The organism is Pseudomonas juntendi, from assembly GCF_021560075.1.
GTDB classification, from domain to species: Bacteria; Pseudomonadota; Gammaproteobacteria; order Pseudomonadales; family Pseudomonadaceae; genus Aquipseudomonas; species Aquipseudomonas juntendi.
Map to the genome: position 1 here is coordinate 187,952 of NZ_CP091088.1, position 15,327 is coordinate 203,278.

The window sequence follows — 15,327 nt, forward strand, 5'->3', positions numbered from 1 at the left end:
CGGAAATTTCTTACGCGTTTCAGCGACTTGTCGTTGCTGTAGCGCCTTGAAACAAAGCCCGTCTTTCCTCTACCGTTCCAGGCCACACTCTCATCCCGGGACCTTCACCACCCATGCTGCTGGCCCGTTTGCGCACCTTGTTTCTTCCTGCTTGCCTGGCCGCACTGGCGGTGCTGGCTGCGTCCTTTCAGTTGGATAACATGCTTGGGCTGGTGCCATGCCCGTTGCGCTTGAGCCAGCGGTTGCTGCTAGCCCTGTATGCCCTGCTGAGCCTGGCGAGCGTGCTGCAGGCACCGCGTGCACGTGGCCTGCGGCGTTACGCATGGGCTACGTTGGCCTGCTCGCTGGGCGGGGCGGCGCTGGCCGCGCGGCAGGTCTGGCTGCAGGGTGCTGAAAGGGTTGTAGATGCATGCCCGCTGCCGATCGGGCGTGTGTTCGAGCAGGGTTGGGTGGAGGCGGCCCGGCAACTGCTATTCGGCGGCCCGGAGTGCAGCGCGCTGAGCTGGAGTTTTCTCGACCTGACCGTTCCCGAGTGGAGCCTGTTGGCTTTCCTGCTGCTGGCGGCGCTGCCCGCGAGCTGCCTGCTGGCGTATCGTTTCCGCACCCTGGCAGGCGCTTGACCTGGCGCAAGGTTGGGTCATCAGAATGACCAATGGCCATGTAACACGGTATTAAACACTTGTATGAAGTTTGTCCACTGCGTACCTTGAAGGGCAACACGTGCGGGAATAATCTCGCAGCACGGATACTCAAAACACAACTGCTCGATGCCGTCCTGCTGATATCACCTTTGTGCGCGCCGTCGCAGCGCGAGGTGCAGCGGCATCTACCCAGAAGGGAAGAGATCGCCATGCTCGATAGTTGTCAGAACGCTCAGGAACGCTGGGGTGGGGTTCACGAACTTATTGATCGTTGGCTTAAGGCGCGCGAGGAATTGGTGCATTCTTTCCGCGCGTTGCGCGCCCAAGAGCTGGCCTTCGCCGACAAGGATACGAACGGGGATTTCTGTGGTCTGCTCGTGGACTACTGTTCGGCGTGGCACTTCGAGGTCTGCGAGCAGCTGGTCAGGGAAGCCAAGGCTTTCGGTGACGAGAAGGCACTGAAGCTGGCCGAAGAGATCAACCCACGCATCAATGACATCACGCAGATCGCGTTGGCTTTCAACGACCATTGTGCGAAAGCTGAGTGCAAGGACACAGAGCGCTTTGCCGAAAAACTGGGCAAGCTCGGTGGCCTGCTGCATGAGCGCTTCGAACTGGAAGACTGCCTGATCGAAGTGCTGCACAACGCGCACAAGGAAGAGGGCGCGGTACAGGCCTGATGGTTGGCGTCAGTCGCCAACCCCCAGCAGTTCGATTTCGAACACCAAGGGGGTATAGGGTGGAATCAAGTCGCCTGCGCCCTCGGCCCCATAGGCTTGTGCGGACGGAATGACAAGGCGCCACTTGGCGCCGACGTGCATCTGCGGCAACGCTACCTGCCACCCCTCGATCACCGAACCCAGGCTGAACCACTGTGGCGTCTGGTTCTGGTCGAATACCGAGCCGTCCGGCAACCTGCCTACGTAGCGCACCTGCACTTTGCCACCGGCTTTCGGCTGCGCGCCACTTCCTGCCTGCAGTTCGTTGTAAAGCACGCCCTCTGGCAACTCATGCACGCCAAAACGCCCCCGCTCATTAGCCATGAAGCGTTTTTCCGCCGCTTGCTGCTTTTGCGCCTGGTCATCGCTTTCCTGTGCATCATGCTGCTGCAGCACGGCCTGCATGCGTGCCTTGTCGAGCTTCAGCGGCTGCCCTTGGTAGGCCTGGCGCAAGCCATCGACCAAGGCATCCAGTTGCAGGCCCGGCATGTCCTGGCGCAGCCGCTCGCCCAGGCTGGCCCCAAGGCTGTAGGCGAGATCGCGTTCATCACTGTCGGCCAGGGCGAGGGGCGCCAGCAGGCATAAACCTAAAACAAGAAATCGAGGCATGGTCAGTTCCTGCGCCAATGAGCGTGGAAGTATGCCAGTGTTGAATATGTGTATTGGCTTTTTCGCGGCTTTGCGTGGGCGCGGCTTTGAGTCGCAACAGGGCAGCGGCGCGGCGAGGCTTTGTCCAGCATCTACACTTACCCGCAGCTGCAAGCTTACAACGTTGCCCAGGCATGCAACGCGGCGTAACTATTACGGTCAACATGCCCTAGCGGCGGTAGCAGCAGAAGCATAGTATGAGCCGCACTCTCGTCAGCCAGGAGGTAAACCATGTCGGCCAAAAAGAAGCCAGTAAGTACGCCGTTACACCTGCTCCAGCAACTTTCGGGTAGCTTGCTCGAACATTTGGAAGAAGCCTGCTCGCAAGCGCTGGCTGATGCGGAAAAACTGCTGGCAAAGTTGGAAAAGCAGCGTGGCAAAGCGCAGGAAAAACTGCACAACGCTCGCTTGAAACTGCAAGGTGCAGCCAAGGCCGGTAAAGCCAAGGCACAGACCAAAGCGCAAAAAGCCAGCGCTGAACTTGAAGAACTGCTGGACTCCCTCAAGGAGCGTCAAACCCAGACGCGCGCCTACATTCAGCAACTCAAGCGCGATGCCCAAGACAGCATCAAGTTGGCCCAAGGTGTAGGCAAAGTGCGTGAAGCCGCGACCAAGGCCCTTGACCAGCGTGCAGCCAAAACGGCCAAGCCAGCTGTTGCCAAGCCGGCGACCAAGCCAGCCGGTCGAGCCACTACCGCAGCCAAGCCAGCAGCTAAAGCCACCGCTGCCGCAAAACCTGCGCCCAAGCCAGCCGCCAAGGCCACTGCTGCCGCGAAACCTGTGGCCAAGCCAGCCGCCAAGGCCACTGCCGCCGCTAAACCTGCGGCCAAGCCAGCCGCCAAGGCCACTGCCGCCGCTAAACCTGCGGCCAAGCCGGCCGCCAAGGCCACTGCCGCCGCAAAACCTGCGTCCAAGCCAGCCGCCAAGGCCACTGCCGCCGCAAAACCCGCAGCCAAGCCAGCCGCCAAAGCAACAGCCGCCGCTAAACCTGCGGCCAAGCCAGCTGCAGCCAAGGCGCCAGCACGTACCGCAGCGAAACCGGCTGCCAAGCCTGCCGCCAGCAAGCCAGCCGCTGCCAAACCGGCTACACCTGCCCCCAGCACTCCGGCCGCTGATGCCAACTCGGCCACTTCGGTAGCGCCATCGGCGCCGGCCAGCACGCCTGCTCAGGCACCGTCTTCGGCGTCCTGAAGCGCTGCAGCCGCGGCGCGTAGCTGCAGCAACGCGTCATGTTGTCGGCCCTGGTCCGGCACCAGCCGGGCCAGCCAGTCGCCCGTGGGCTCAGCAGAGTCCGCGGGCCACTGCTGGGCACGTTCTTGCAAGCGTTCCAGCAACGCTCTTTCTGCCTGTAATTCCAACCCTTTCACTTGCTCGCGCACAAGTGCCAGCCGGCTATCCAGCTGTGCTGCCGCGCGCCATTGCTGGCGCAGGTCGCGTAGCGGGGTGACCACTGTCCGTTGCCAGGGGTCGGCAATGCCGTGCAATGCCTGCGCGCGCTGGTCCGTCACGGCAACCCCACGCGCCTGCAACCACGTGGCGCACAGCAGCAGGCAGACATCGCCACCCAGTGTTTGCAGTTCAAGGCAGGCGGCTTCTACGCCAGGCCTGGCGTACAAGGCCAGGGCGTGATTCCACAGGTCGGTGTGCATGGTTCCACTCGCGCTATGGGCCGAGGAAGCTGGTAGACTCCGCGACCATCATGATCAGACTATCCAACCTCACTTTACAGCGTGGTCCGCAGCGCTTGCTAGAAGGCGCCGAGATGACCCTGCACGCCGGTCACAAGGCCGGTCTTATTGGCGCCAACGGTGCCGGCAAATCCAGCCTGTTCGCCTTGCTGCGCGGTGAGCTGTCGCCCGATGCCGGCGACTGCCAGCTGCCCGGCGACTGGCGCATCGCCCACATGCGCCAGGAGGTTGATACCCTCGATCGCCTGGCCGTGGACTATGTGCTCGACGGTGACGTGCGCCTGCGCAAGGTCCAGGCCGAATTGGCGGCTGCCGAGCAAGCGCACGACGGCACCGCCCTGGCGCGCCTGCACAGTGAGCTGGAAAGCGCTGACGGCTACACCGCCGACGCTCGCGCCCGCAAGCTGCTGGCCGGCCTGGGCTTTACCAACGAGCAGATGGACCGCCGAGTCGGTGACTTCTCTGGCGGCTGGCGTATGCGCCTCAACCTGGCCCAGGCGCTGATGTGCCCGTCCGACCTGCTGCTGCTCGACGAGCCCACCAACCACCTGGACCTCGACGCCATTCTGTGGCTGGAAGACTGGCTCAAGGGCTACCCTGGCACGCTGCTGCTGATTTCCCACGATCGTGACTTCCTCGATGCGGTGGTCGACCATGTGCTGCATGTAGAGCAGCGCAAGCTGAACCTCTACAAGGGCGGCTATACCGCCTTCGAGCGCACCCGTGCCGAACGCCTGGCGCAACAGCAACAGGCCTACGAGAAGCAGCAGGCGCAGCGCGCGCACATGGAAAAGTACATCGCCCGCTTCAAGGCCCAGGCCACCAAGGCGCGCCAGGCGCAGAGCCGGATCAAGGCCCTGGAGCGCATGGAGGAGCTGTCGGCGGCGCACGTCGATTCGCCATTTGACTTCGTCTTCCGCGAGTCGCAGAAAATCTCCAGCCCGCTGTTGAGCATGTCCGAAGGCCGGCTGGGGTATGGCGACAAAGCCATCCTCGACAAGGTCAAGCTGCAACTCACCCCGGGCGCGCGTATTGGCCTGCTCGGCCCGAATGGCGCAGGCAAGTCGACGCTGATCAAGAACCTTGCCGGTGAGCTGGCGCCGTTGTCCGGCCGGCTGGTCCGCGGCGAGAACCTGGCCGTGGGTTATTTTGCCCAGCACCAGCTGGACTCGCTGGACGACAAGGCCAGCCCGCTGCTGCACTTGCAGCGCATTGCCCCCGCCGAGCGCGAGCAGACCCTGCGCGACTTCCTGGGAGGCTTCGATTTCCATGGCGCCCGTTGCGACGAGCCGGTGGTGAACTTCTCCGGTGGCGAGAAGGCACGGCTGGCGCTGGCGCTGATCGCCTGGGAACGGCCGAACCTGCTGCTGCTCGACGAACCCACCAACCACCTCGACCTGGAAATGCGCCTGGCGCTGACCATGGCCTTGCAGGAGTTCGCCGGCGCCGTGGTAGTGGTATCCCACGACCGTCACCTGCTCAAGAGCACCACCGACGACTTCCTGCTGGTCGCTGACGGCAAGGTCGACACCTTCGACGGTGACCTGGACGACTACAGCCGTTGGCTGGTCGAGTATCGCCAGCGCAGCGCGCCGGCCAGTACTGCACCGGTCAACCCGGACAAGACCGACAAGAAAGCCCAGCGCCAGGCCGCCGCGGCCTTGCGCCAGCAATTGGCCCCGCACAAGAAGGCCGCTGACAAGTTGGAAGCCGAGCTCAATCAGGTGCACGCGCAGTTGGCCGAAATCGAGACGGCGCTGGGCGACGCTGGGCTTTACGACGCGGCGCGCAAGGACCAATTGCGTGACCTGCTGGCGCGCCAGACCAAGCTCAAGCAACGTGAAGGGGAGCTGGAAGAGGGCTGGATGGAAGCACTGGAAACCCTCGAAAGCATGCAAGCCGAGCTTGAGGCGCTGTCCTGATGGAGGAGCTGCGTGGGTTGCTGCCTGGGCAGTGGATGGACACCTTATGGCTGGGCTTGCAGATCCTCCTTATCCTGGCGGTGGCTTTTGTCCTGCAGCGCATCGTGGCCCGTGGCCTCAGCCGCCTGGGCCAGCGCTACCCCTTGCCACCGGAGTTGCTGGTGCCCGTGCGCGGTGGCCTGCGCTGGTTGATCATGGGCAGCGCGCTGCTGTTCGTGCTGGAGCGCCTGGGGGTTTCGGCAACGGTGCTGTGGACGGCCCTGTCCGGTTTCGTGGCGGTGGCGGCGGTGGCGTTCTTCGCCATGTGGAGCGTACTGTCCAACCTGCTGTGCGCGGTGCTGATCTTCACGGTCGGGCCGTTTCGTATTGGTGATGTGGTCGAGCTGGTCGACACCCTCGACAAGCCGGGCGTAAAGGGCCGGGTAATCGCCATCAACCTGCTGTTCACTACCCTCCTGGAAGTGCCCGAGGCGGGCGGGGCATTGGTGCAGGTGCCGAACAGCCAGTTCTTCCAGAAGTCGGTGCGGCGCTGGCGCGGGGCCGAAGTGCAGGCCATGCACAAGGACGTGTTGCTCGAGGCGGACTGACATGGCCCGCATAAGCACGCTGAATTCTGCAAAATTTGCTGGTCATATTTTCACCAACACCTTAGCTTAATCTTTTGCAACATTAGTGCGAGCGAGGTGTGTGATGTCGATGGAAGTATGGTTGGGCTTTTTTGCCGCCTGCTGGGTGATCAGCCTTTCCCCTGGCGCCGGGGCGATTGCCTCGATGTCCAGTGGCCTGCAATACGGCTTCTGGCGCGGTTACTGGAATGCCCTGGGCCTGCAACTGGGCCTGATTTTGCAAATCGCCATCATCGCCGCCGGCGTGGGCGCCGTGTTGGCCGCCTCGGCCACGGCGTTCCAGTTCATCAAGTGGTTTGGCGTCGCTTACCTCGTTTACCTGGCGTACAAGCAATGGCGTGCGCTGCCAATGGACATGACCGATGAGTCGGGCGTGCGCCCCATCGGCAGGCCGTTGAGCCTGATGTTCCGCGGTTTCCTGGTCAACGTCAGCAACCCCAAGGCGCTGGTGTTCATGCTTGCGGTGCTGCCGCAGTTCATCAACCCGCATGCACCGCTGCTGCCGCAGTATGTGGCAATCACCCTGACCATGGTCAGTGTCGACCTGTTGGTAATGGCGGGCTACACCGGCTTGGCCGCACGGGTATTACGCCTGTTGCGTACTCCCAGGCAGCAGAAGCGCTTGAACCGCACGTTTGCCGGGTTGTTCATTGGTGCGGCGGCGTTCCTGGCGACCTTGCGCCGCGCACCCGTCTGACAGGCGCGCTGCGATAAATGCAGGTTCGATCGAGTCTTGTCCGTCGGGGTGCTGTCTATCAGGGGGCGGATGATCACGATCATCCGTTTCACATGAGCATGGAGCCGAACCTGCAACTGGTGCTCTCAACCCATGCCGGGCCGGCAGCTTCGATGCACGCCCCGGCACCGAGGAGGAAACATGGACAAGCCGATTCATCCTTTGTCGGAAATCTTCAAACAGTTGGGGCTGTCTGACGACCCGGTCGAAATCGACCGCTTTATCACGACACACTCACCGCTCGAGGACGATGTCAAACTGGTCGATGCGCCTTTCTGGAGCGATTCGCAGCGCGCGTTCCTGAAAGAAAAATACATCGCCGATGACGACTGGATCCCGATGATCGACCAACTCAACGAGGCGCTTCACCCCCAGAAAAAATAAAGCGCCGAGCGGCACCTGACGTGTGAATGGCCGTTGCTATGCTCAGGAAAACAATCGGGGGATAGCGCGATGAAAGATCCCTACGTATCAGGTTTCTGGTGCTCCGTTTCCATCCTGGGCATTCTGACGGCCAGCTACTTCTACGGCATCAGGCAGGCGCATCAACTGAACCAGGCGGTGCAGTTCCTCTACGCCGCCGCCGCCGTCACCGTGGCTGTCGCCGTGGTGGCGCTGGCTTGGGTCGCCTGGCAGCAGTTGCACCTGAACAAGCGCGAAGTGATCCAGGGGCGCACGTTGCTGACCATCTGGAACACCAAAGTTGCGCTACGCCGCGTGGAAACGGTCTTCGATCGTTATTTCTGGGGCAGCTACTGGCATTCGGGGCGCACTTTCGAAGAGGTCATGGGCGAACTCAAGGGCACCCCGCTGGAGCAAAGCCTTGATGCGCTGAAGCGCCAGTGCCGGGTGCTCGACCGCGAGATCCACGACCACCATCATCATTGGCTGGCCAACGCCCGCGACCTGTCCAGCGTGGCCCAGGCCATGGCCCGCGAGCGCTACCAGCTGGACCTGGGCGAACCCACGAAAAGCGGGCATGGCAATACCGCTGTGCTCAATCGCGACCTCGAAGTGCTGGTCTACACCTGGTCGGCGCGCCTGCGCAGTTTTGACCACCAACTGGACGAACTGGAGCGCGGCTATCACTGAAAGCGCTTATTCGCCGCGTATGTATTGCTCCAGCTGCTTGATCAGGCTGGCTTGCTCGGCAATGGTTTCCTTCACCAGGTCGCCGATCGACAACAGCCCTAGCAGCTCGCCATTGCTCACGACCGGCAAGTGGCGCAGGTGACGGTCGGTCATCAGGTTCATGCAGTACTCGAGGTTCTGCCTGGGCTCGACCGTGACCACTGGTGCACTCATGATTTCCCGTACCGGGGTGGCGGCAGAAGAGCGGCCCTTGAGCACCAGCTTGCGTGCATAGTCGCGCTCACTGACGATACCCACCACCTGCTTGCCCTCGACTACCGGCAGTGCGCCGATGTTTTTCTCCGCCAGCATTTTCAGGGCGTCGAGCACCGAGTCATCCGGGCCGATGGTGTACACGGTCTGGTGCTGGGACTTGGTCTTGAGGATTTGTTCGACGGTCTTCATACGGGCCTCTGCGGGTGGAAAAGCGCTGTCTCGGTGTAACTAAAGCATCCGGTACGGCGCTCTGCACGGCAATGCAGGAAACGGCATGGAGTCGATTGAAAAACGTCATCGGTGTTCGCCTATGCGGGCCTCTTCGCGGCTAAAGCCGCTCCCACAGGTGTGTCATTGGCCTCAGAGCCTGTGATGCACCCTATGGGAGCGGCTTTACCGGTGCAGCCGATCAGAGCTTCGGCATTTGCCCGATCCGCGCGACCATTTCGCTGACGACCTGCAGGTCCAGCATGAACTGCTCTACCGTCTTGAACTCGTTGTCGTTGTGCCCGGTGTACTTCACGTCTGGCATGGCCAGGCCGAACTGCACGCCGTTAGGCAGGTCGTGGACCGACGTGGCACCCGCCGAGGTGCCGAACTCATGCTTCATGCCCAGGTTCTCGCTGGCCACCGCCAGCAGAGCCTTCACCCACTCGCCCTCGGGGTTGCGATACATCGGTTCGTCCAGGCTGTAGTCGAAGGCTACCGAGGTGCGGCTCTGCCGGGTCCATTTGTCCAGTCTGGTGGCCAGTTCGTCCTTGATCGTGGCAAGCGGCTTGCCCTTGGGAATGCGCAGGTTCACCGCCAGTTTCAAGCCTTTTTCGTCCACCCCTACATAGGTCAACGACGCGGTCAGCGGGCCCATGAACGGGTCTTTGAAGGCCACGCCCAGCTTGTTGCCCAAGTAGTCCAGGCCCCAGTTGTCGGCAGCGTAGCGGGCGGCGTCGGTGAATTGGTTGTGCTTGAGCGGTACCTGCTGGCCCAGGCCAGCAAGGAAGTCGAGCATGCGTGCAACCGGGTTTACCCCGGACTCCGGCTCCGAGGAATGCGCGGAAACCCCGGTTACTGTCAGCACCACCTGCTTGCCGTCGGCCTTGGCGTCGATGCTGAAGTCACCACCGTGCTGCTTTACATACCCGGCGCCGGCTCGCTGTAGTTGGTTGGCGAGTGCTGCCGGGTTGTCGGTGGCCAGGGTTGCGACCGAGGTGGTGGGGATCTGGTTGGTGGCCAGCCCGCCTGTCAGGTTGATGATTTCAGCACCTTCACCCGTGGCCGGGCGTTTGCTGAAGCTGGCCATGATCGTACCGTAGCCCTTTTCGGCAATGACCACCGGGTAGCCGCCATCCAGCGCCAGGTTGTAATCAGGCGTAGGGTTGCGCTCGAAGTAATAGGGGATCGCATCCCCACTGGTTTCTTCCGTCGTGTCGATCAGCAGCTTGAATTGCCGGGCCAGTGGCAGGTTCTCGTCCTTGGCCACTTTCAACGCATACATCGCGACAACGATGCCGTTCTTGTCGTCTTCGGTGCCGCGGCCATACATGCGGTCGCCAACCAGGGTGACCTTGAACGGGTCCAGGCGGGTGCCGTCGGCCAGCTTCCAGTTGTCCGGATTGACCGGCACCACATCGGCGTGGGCATGGATGCCGATCACTTCCTTGCCGCTGCCGAGCGAAATTTCGTAAACCCGGTTATCGATGTTGCGGAACGCCAGGCCGAAACTGTCGGCCAGTGCTTTGATCTTGTCGGCGATTTTCAGGAACGCCGGGTTTTCGTACTGCGGCGTACCCTCGACGTTGTAGGTTGGAATAGCCACCAGTTCGCGCAGGGTTTCAGTGGCAGCCTTGCCGTACTTGATGCGGGTATACAGACCAAGCAGGCGGTTGATCTCGTCCTGTTGCCCGGCGGCCAGCGGTTTGCCGTTCAGGTAAGCCTGCAGTGTCGCCTCAAGGTTATCGGCCTTGGCCAGGTCACTGCCTTTGAGCTTGCCGAGGAACTGCTTGAAGTCACGCGGGTCGCTGCCGTCGAAGGTTTTGACGATTGCCGCGGCCTGTTGCTGAGTGAGGTTGGCCTGGGCCGGTTGGGTGAACAGGCCGATGCTGGCCAGCAACAGGGTGGTGGCGGTGAGTTTTTTCAGGTGCATGGTTGCGCGCATTCCTTCGCCATGGATTGTTATGGGGTACCCGTTGGAGCAACGGGAGGACGCCCACGCTAACATCAATGGCCAGTGGCACGGGAGTGCCAGAAACGCGACATGTCGCACAAATGAAAAAGCCCCGGGCACAGGCCCAGGGCTTTTTGATATGGCGCACTCGGCGGGATTCGAACCCACGACCCCTGCCTTCGGAGGGCAGTACTCTATCCAGCTGAGCTACGAGTGCAACGCGCACGCATGATACCCATCTGCGCCGGTCGCGTCCATCGCCTTGATCTGTAGCCTTTTTTCCCGGTTGCCTGTGCCGGCCGGTTCGCGGCTGAAGCCGCTTCCGCCCAGTGGGAGCGGGCGTGCCCGCGAAAGGGCCGGTTGCCAGTACGCAGATGATGACTTTTCCGCCAGGCTGTTCAACCATTCGTTCTTTTTTTCGAACAGCCTATTGTCCAACACCCCAGCAGCCGCTTAGCATTCGTTTGAGATTTCAAACGCTCGATGCCCTGCCTTGGGCGCTTTTCAACAATCAACAATTCGGGAAGCCGACATGCAGCTCAAAGACGCTCAGTTGTTCCGCCAGCAAGCCTACATCAACGGTGAGTGGCTGGATGCGGACAATGGCCAGACCATCAAGGTGACCAACCCGGCCACCGGTGAAGTCATCGGTACCGTGCCTAAGATGGGCACCGCGGAAACCCGCCGCGCCATCGAAGCTGCCGACAAGGCCCTGCCGGCCTGGCGTGCCCTGACCGCCAAAGAGCGCTCGACCAAGCTGCGTCGCTGGTTCGAACTGATGATCGAGAACCAGGACGACCTGGCTCGCCTGATGACCACCGAACAAGGCAAGCCACTGGCCGAAGCCAAGGGCGAAATCGCCTACGCCGCCTCGTTCATCGAGTGGTTCGCCGAAGAAGCCAAGCGTGTCTATGGCGACACCATTCCGGGCCACCAGCCAGACAAGCGCCTGATCGTCATCAAGCAGCCAATCGGCGTAACCGCGGCCATCACCCCGTGGAACTTCCCGGCTGCCATGATCACCCGTAAAGCCGGCCCGGCCCTGGCCGCTGGCTGCACCATGGTGCTCAAGCCTGCTTCGCAAACCCCGTACTCCGCCCTGGCCCTGGTCGAACTGGCCCACCGTGCCGGTATCCCGGCTGGCGTGCTGAGCGTGGTTACCGGCAGCGCTGGTGAAGTGGGCGGTGAACTGACCGGCAACTCCCTGGTACGCAAGCTCTCCTTCACCGGCTCGACCGAAATCGGTCGCCAGCTGATGGAAGAATGCGCCAAGGACATCAAGAAGGTTTCCCTGGAGCTGGGCGGCAACGCCCCGTTCATCGTGTTCGACGACGCCGACCTGGACAAGGCGGTCGAGGGCGCGATCATCTCCAAGTACCGTAACAACGGCCAGACCTGTGTCTGCGCCAACCGTATCTACGTGCAGGACGGCGTCTACGACGCGTTCGCCGAGAAGCTGGCGGCTGCGGTGGCCAAGCTGAAGATCGGTAACGGCCTGGAAGATGGCACCACCACTGGCCCGCTGATCGACGGCAAGGCTGTCGCCAAGGTTCAGGAGCACATCGAAGACGCCGTTTCCAAAGGCGCCAAGGTGCTGTCCGGCGGCAAGCTGATCGAAGGCAACTTCTTCGAGCCGACCATCCTGGTTGATGTACCGAAAACTGCTGCTGTCGCCAAGGAAGAGACCTTCGGCCCACTGGCGCCGCTGTTCCGCTTCCAGGACGAAGCCGAAGTCATCGCCATGTCCAACGACACCGAATTCGGCCTGGCTTCGTACTTCTACGCCCGCGACATGAGCCGTGTGTTCCGTGTTGCCGAAGCCCTGGAGTACGGCATGGTGGGTATCAACACCGGCCTGATTTCCAACGAAGTGGCGCCATTCGGTGGCATCAAGGCTTCTGGCCTGGGCCGCGAAGGTTCCAAGTACGGTATCGAGGACTACCTCGAAATCAAATACCTGTGCATCAGCGTTTGATCGCACGGTAACGGCTTTACCTCTGCCAGCGGGGCGCGAGAGCGACGTCTCGCTGGCCTTTTTTACATTGCAGTACCTGGTGGCCAGGGCGCTTGTGGCAGTCGATCAACGAATACTGTTCGCGAGCACTCCCAGCCACCCCCGAATAAAAGCGCCATTACTGTCGGCGCAATGAGGGCATTATGAGCAAGACCAACGAATCCTTGATGCAACGTCGTGTAGCTGCCGTCCCGCGTGGCGTTGGCCAGATTCACCCGATCTTCGTCGACAGCGCGAAGAACTCGACCGTGATCGACGTTGAAGGCCGCGAACTGATCGACTTCGCCGGCGGCATCGCAGTGCTGAACACCGGCCACCTGCACCCGAAAGTGGTTGCAGCCGTGCAAGAGCAACTGACCAAGGTCAGCCACACCTGCTTCCAGGTGTTGGCCTACGAGCCTTACGTCGAGCTGTGCGAAAAGATCAACAAGCTGGTTCCAGGCGACTTCGACAAGAAGACCCTGCTGGTCACCACCGGCTCCGAAGCCGTTGAAAACGCCGTGAAAATCGCCCGTGCCGCCACTGGCCGTGCCGGCGTTATCGCCTTCACCGGCGGCTACCACGGCCGCACCATGATGACTCTGGGCCTGACCGGCAAGGTCGTGCCGTACTCCGCAGGCATGGGCCTGATGCCAGGCGGCATCTTCCGCGCCCTGTTCCCGAGCGAGCTGCACGGTGTCAGCGTTGACGACGCCATCGCCTCGGTCGAGCGCATCTTCAAGAACGACGCAGAGCCACGCGACATCGCTGCAATCATCCTGGAGCCTGTACAAGGCGAAGGCGGCTTCCTGCCAGCGCCTAAAGAGCTGATGAAGCGCCTGCGCGCCCTGTGCGACCAGCACGGCATCCTGCTGATCGCCGACGAAGTGCAGACCGGCGCTGGCCGCACCGGCACCTTCTTCGCCATGGAGCAGATGGGCGTTGCGCCTGACCTGACCACCTTTGCCAAGTCCATCGCCGGCGGCTTCCCGCTGGCCGGTGTATGCGGCAAGGCCGAGTACATGGACGCTATCGCTCCGGGCGGCCTGGGCGGCACCTACGCCGGCTCGCCGATCGCTTGCGCCGCAGCCCTGGCCGTGATCGAAGTGTTCGAAGAAGAGAAACTGCTGGACCGCAGCAAGGCAGTAGGTGAGCGCCTGACCACCGGCCTGCGTGAAATCCAGAAGAAGCATCCGATCATCGGCGACGTTCGTGGCCTGGGTTCGATGATTGCCGTCGAGGTCTTCCAGAAAGGCACCCACACCCCTGACGCTGCTGCTGTTGGCCAGGTTGTGGCCAAAGCCCGCGAAAAAGGCCTGATCCTGCTGTCTTGCGGCACCTACGGCAACGTTCTGCGGATTCTGGTTCCGCTGACCGCCGAAGACGCGCTGCTGGACAAAGGCCTGGCCATCATCGAAGAGTGCTTCGCTGAACTTGCCTGATGTGATGCGCTTCAGAAAAAACCCGCCTCGGCGGGTTTTTTTATGCCCGGTGATGCGTCGGAGGCTATGGTTGTTGGATGATGCGCCCAGCACGTTGTAAAAGGCTGAGGCAAGGATTTACAGGAGTAGTTGGCGATGAACGCTGCAGAGCCCACCCCACCGAGCGTACTGATCGTCGAAGGCGACCCGTGGGTACGCGACATGCTCAGCGAGATGCTGCTGAGCGTTCGCTGCGATGCCCGCCTTCAGGTCTGCGCCGACGGCTCGCAGGCGCTCAGCGCCCTGGCCGCCAAGCCGGACCTGATCATTGCTGCACGTGAGCTGGCTGGCATCGACGGCCTCGACCTGCTGCGCAAAGTCCGCGCCAAAGGGTCGGGGTTGCCGTTCATCCTCATGAGCAACCGCAGCGACAGTGCAAGTGTGCGCGAAGCCCTGCCGCTGCACCCCACGGCGTACCTGAGCAAGCCCCTGAACCTGGGTAACCTGCGCAAGCGCCTGGAACAGTTGCTGCTGGGCGTGGGCGAAGAAATCGCCTGCCCGGTGCCGCCCTTGCAGCCCGGTGCCAGCCTGCGCGCTTACCTCGAACAGCGCCGGGCTACTGCCGATGGCGGGCCGCTGCTGGCCGACTTGCAGGTGGCGATCAAGCGAGCCCTGAACCCTGAAGGCCTGAACCTGAAGGTGCTGGAAGAAGAAGTCTGCCGTGACCCGCAAGTGACCGCGGTGCTGATAGCGGCTGCCAACAGCGCAGCCCTGCACCGTGAAGCACCGGTGCAAACCCTGCTGCAAGCCCTGAACAAGCTGGGCAGCACACAAAGCATGAACCTGATTCTGGGCATGACCCTCAAGCGCAGCGCCCGCCTCAGCGACCCCTTGCTGGCGCAGCATGCGGCGCAGTATTGGGACTTGTCCCTGCACACCGCCGAATATGGCCGTACGCTGGCGCGCCTGCTGGCGCTGGACGAAGGGCTTTGCTATTGCGCGGGGTTGCTGCATTGCCTGGGTGACCTGGCGGTGCTGCGCTGCCTGCAGGAATGGCGCCTGGCGGGTGGCGAGCTGGACGAAGACAAGGTCCAGTTGTCGCTCAACGAGTTCGGTGCCGCTTTCGGCTCGGCGCTGCGCACCCGCTGGCGCTTGCCGTTGGCTTTACGCGAGCTGATCGCGGCGATCTATCAACTCGGTGGCGGGGTGTACTCGCGCGATATTCTGGCCATGAACCTGGCCGGGCAGTTGGCGCGGCTACCGGCTGAGCAGGGGCTGGCGAAGATTGCCAGTGACAAGACAGCGCGTTTGCTGAAGATGGGCTTGCCGGAGCTGACCCGGTTGCGCAAGGTGGAGAACCCCGAAACCAGTTCGCAGCCCGCGGCTGAAGGCCCGATACAAGCCGACGATGTTCCTTGAGCCGGG

Annotated in this window: 15 protein-coding genes and 1 tRNA gene; 11 read left to right on the top strand and 5 right to left on the bottom strand. The window is 62.2% G+C overall.

What is annotated here, in order from left to right; all coding sequences use genetic code 11:
* Positions 1-113 precede the first annotated feature (113 nt).
* On the top strand, positions 114-620 hold the full coding sequence (locus L1P09_RS00795; protein WP_054905595.1) for a disulfide bond formation protein B: 507 nt from the start codon (positions 114-116) through the stop codon (positions 618-620).
* Between the two features lie 230 nt (positions 621-850).
* The gene (locus tag L1P09_RS00800; RefSeq protein WP_054905594.1) at positions 851-1,321 is read left to right on the top strand and encodes an Rsd/AlgQ family anti-sigma factor; all 471 of its coding nucleotides are present in this window, start codon (positions 851-853) and stop codon (positions 1,319-1,321) included.
* 9 nt (positions 1,322-1,330) lie between these two features.
* Here the strand turns inward: L1P09_RS00800 and L1P09_RS00805 are convergent, their stop codons facing one another.
* Positions 1,331-1,969, bottom strand: a complete 639-nt coding sequence (locus L1P09_RS00805) for an FKBP-type peptidyl-prolyl cis-trans isomerase (RefSeq protein WP_054881269.1) — start codon at positions 1,967-1,969, stop codon at positions 1,331-1,333.
* A gap of 270 nt (positions 1,970-2,239) precedes the next feature.
* Here L1P09_RS00805 and L1P09_RS00810 point away from each other — a divergent pair, with 270 nt between their 5' ends.
* Positions 2,240-3,199, top strand: a complete 960-nt coding sequence (locus L1P09_RS00810) for an AlgP family protein (protein WP_235768315.1) — start codon at positions 2,240-2,242, stop codon at positions 3,197-3,199.
* On the opposite strand, the gene L1P09_RS00815 is transcribed toward L1P09_RS00810, so the two are convergent.
* A complete protein-coding gene (locus L1P09_RS00815) occupies positions 3,175-3,657 on the bottom strand; it encodes a TIGR02444 family protein (protein ID WP_009682207.1) in 483 nt (160 codons plus the stop codon). The genes L1P09_RS00810 and L1P09_RS00815 overlap by 25 nt on opposite strands.
* A 50-nt stretch (positions 3,658-3,707) precedes the next feature.
* Between L1P09_RS00815 and L1P09_RS00820 the strand changes: the two genes are divergently transcribed.
* The 5 genes from L1P09_RS00820 to L1P09_RS00840 all read left to right on the top strand — a co-directional run bounded on the left by L1P09_RS00820 (position 3,708) and on the right by L1P09_RS00840 (position 8,072).
* A complete protein-coding gene (locus tag L1P09_RS00820) occupies positions 3,708-5,618 on the top strand; it encodes an ATP-binding cassette domain-containing protein (RefSeq protein ID WP_009682208.1) in 1,911 nt (636 codons plus the stop codon).
* Positions 5,618-6,205 carry a mechanosensitive ion channel family protein gene (locus tag L1P09_RS00825; RefSeq protein ID WP_009682209.1) on the top strand — a complete coding sequence of 196 codons (588 nt, stop codon included), beginning with the start codon at positions 5,618-5,620 and terminating at the stop codon, positions 6,203-6,205. Before L1P09_RS00820 ends, L1P09_RS00825 begins: the two co-directional genes overlap by 1 nt.
* Before the next feature lie 103 nt (positions 6,206-6,308).
* Positions 6,309-6,941 (top strand): LysE family transporter, encoded by a 633-nt coding sequence (locus L1P09_RS00830; RefSeq protein ID WP_054905592.1) that lies wholly within the window; start codon positions 6,309-6,311, stop codon positions 6,939-6,941.
* Positions 6,942-7,121: 180 nt separating this feature from the next.
* Positions 7,122-7,364 (top strand): DUF2789 domain-containing protein, encoded by a 243-nt coding sequence (locus tag L1P09_RS00835; RefSeq protein ID WP_029884786.1) that lies wholly within the window; start codon positions 7,122-7,124, stop codon positions 7,362-7,364.
* Positions 7,365-7,433: 69 nt separating this feature from the next.
* Entirely contained in the window at positions 7,434-8,072 is a 639-nt protein-coding gene (locus L1P09_RS00840) for an NADH:ubiquinone oxidoreductase subunit N (protein WP_235768316.1), read from the top strand.
* A gap of 6 nt (positions 8,073-8,078) precedes the next feature.
* Here L1P09_RS00840 and L1P09_RS00845 read toward each other — a convergent pair whose 3' ends face one another.
* The 3 genes from L1P09_RS00845 to L1P09_RS00855 form a co-directional block, all read right to left on the bottom strand.
* Complete coding sequence (locus tag L1P09_RS00845) at positions 8,079-8,516, bottom strand: CBS domain-containing protein (RefSeq protein ID WP_009682213.1); 438 nt, start codon at positions 8,514-8,516, stop codon at positions 8,079-8,081.
* Between the two features lie 220 nt (positions 8,517-8,736).
* Positions 8,737-10,467, bottom strand: a complete 1,731-nt coding sequence (locus L1P09_RS00850; protein ID WP_235768317.1) for a dipeptidase — start codon at positions 10,465-10,467, stop codon at positions 8,737-8,739.
* Between the two features lie 161 nt (positions 10,468-10,628).
* Positions 10,629-10,705 (bottom strand) — tRNA-Arg (locus L1P09_RS00855).
* 315 nt (positions 10,706-11,020) lie between these two features.
* On the opposite strand from L1P09_RS00855, the gene gabD reads away from it, so the two are divergent.
* The 3 genes from gabD to L1P09_RS00870 all read left to right on the top strand — a co-directional run bounded on the left by gabD (position 11,021) and on the right by L1P09_RS00870 (position 15,321).
* Positions 11,021-12,463 carry an NADP-dependent succinate-semialdehyde dehydrogenase gene (gene gabD, locus L1P09_RS00860; RefSeq protein WP_009682215.1) on the top strand — a complete coding sequence of 481 codons (1,443 nt, stop codon included), beginning with the start codon at positions 11,021-11,023 and terminating at the stop codon, positions 12,461-12,463.
* Positions 12,464-12,645: 182 nt separating this feature from the next.
* Positions 12,646-13,923 carry a 4-aminobutyrate--2-oxoglutarate transaminase gene (gabT, locus tag L1P09_RS00865; protein ID WP_029884784.1) on the top strand — a complete coding sequence of 426 codons (1,278 nt, stop codon included), beginning with the start codon at positions 12,646-12,648 and terminating at the stop codon, positions 13,921-13,923.
* Between the two features lie 135 nt (positions 13,924-14,058).
* A complete protein-coding gene (locus L1P09_RS00870) occupies positions 14,059-15,321 on the top strand; it encodes a response regulator (protein ID WP_232892835.1) in 1,263 nt (420 codons plus the stop codon).
* The last annotated feature ends 6 nt before the right edge of the window (positions 15,322-15,327 follow it).

Excerpts from the sequence above, each read along its gene's own strand:
- L1P09_RS00795 (WP_054905595.1), top strand. The coding sequence starts at position 114 with ATGCTGCTGGCCCGTTTGCGCACCTTGTTTCTTCCTGCTTGCCTGGCC.
- L1P09_RS00800 (WP_054905594.1), top strand. The coding sequence starts at position 851 with ATGCTCGATAGTTGTCAGAACGCTCAGGAACGCTGGGGTGGGGTTCAC.
- L1P09_RS00805 (WP_054881269.1), bottom strand. The coding sequence starts at position 1,969 with ATGCCTCGATTTCTTGTTTTAGGTTTATGCCTGCTGGCGCCCCTCGCC.
- L1P09_RS00810 (WP_235768315.1), top strand. The coding sequence starts at position 2,240 with ATGTCGGCCAAAAAGAAGCCAGTAAGTACGCCGTTACACCTGCTCCAG.
- L1P09_RS00815 (WP_009682207.1), bottom strand. The coding sequence starts at position 3,657 with ATGCACACCGACCTGTGGAATCACGCCCTGGCCTTGTACGCCAGGCCT.
- L1P09_RS00820 (WP_009682208.1), top strand. The coding sequence starts at position 3,708 with ATGATCAGACTATCCAACCTCACTTTACAGCGTGGTCCGCAGCGCTTG.
- L1P09_RS00825 (WP_009682209.1), top strand. The coding sequence starts at position 5,618 with ATGGAGGAGCTGCGTGGGTTGCTGCCTGGGCAGTGGATGGACACCTTA.
- L1P09_RS00830 (WP_054905592.1), top strand. The coding sequence starts at position 6,309 with ATGTCGATGGAAGTATGGTTGGGCTTTTTTGCCGCCTGCTGGGTGATC.
- L1P09_RS00835 (WP_029884786.1), top strand. The coding sequence starts at position 7,122 with ATGGACAAGCCGATTCATCCTTTGTCGGAAATCTTCAAACAGTTGGGG.
- L1P09_RS00840 (WP_235768316.1), top strand. The coding sequence starts at position 7,434 with ATGAAAGATCCCTACGTATCAGGTTTCTGGTGCTCCGTTTCCATCCTG.
- L1P09_RS00845 (WP_009682213.1), bottom strand. The coding sequence starts at position 8,516 with ATGAAGACCGTCGAACAAATCCTCAAGACCAAGTCCCAGCACCAGACC.
- L1P09_RS00850 (WP_235768317.1), bottom strand. The coding sequence starts at position 10,467 with ATGCACCTGAAAAAACTCACCGCCACCACCCTGTTGCTGGCCAGCATC.
- gabD (WP_009682215.1), top strand. The coding sequence starts at position 11,021 with ATGCAGCTCAAAGACGCTCAGTTGTTCCGCCAGCAAGCCTACATCAAC.
- gabT (WP_029884784.1), top strand. The coding sequence starts at position 12,646 with ATGAGCAAGACCAACGAATCCTTGATGCAACGTCGTGTAGCTGCCGTC.
- L1P09_RS00870 (WP_232892835.1), top strand. The coding sequence starts at position 14,059 with ATGAACGCTGCAGAGCCCACCCCACCGAGCGTACTGATCGTCGAAGGC.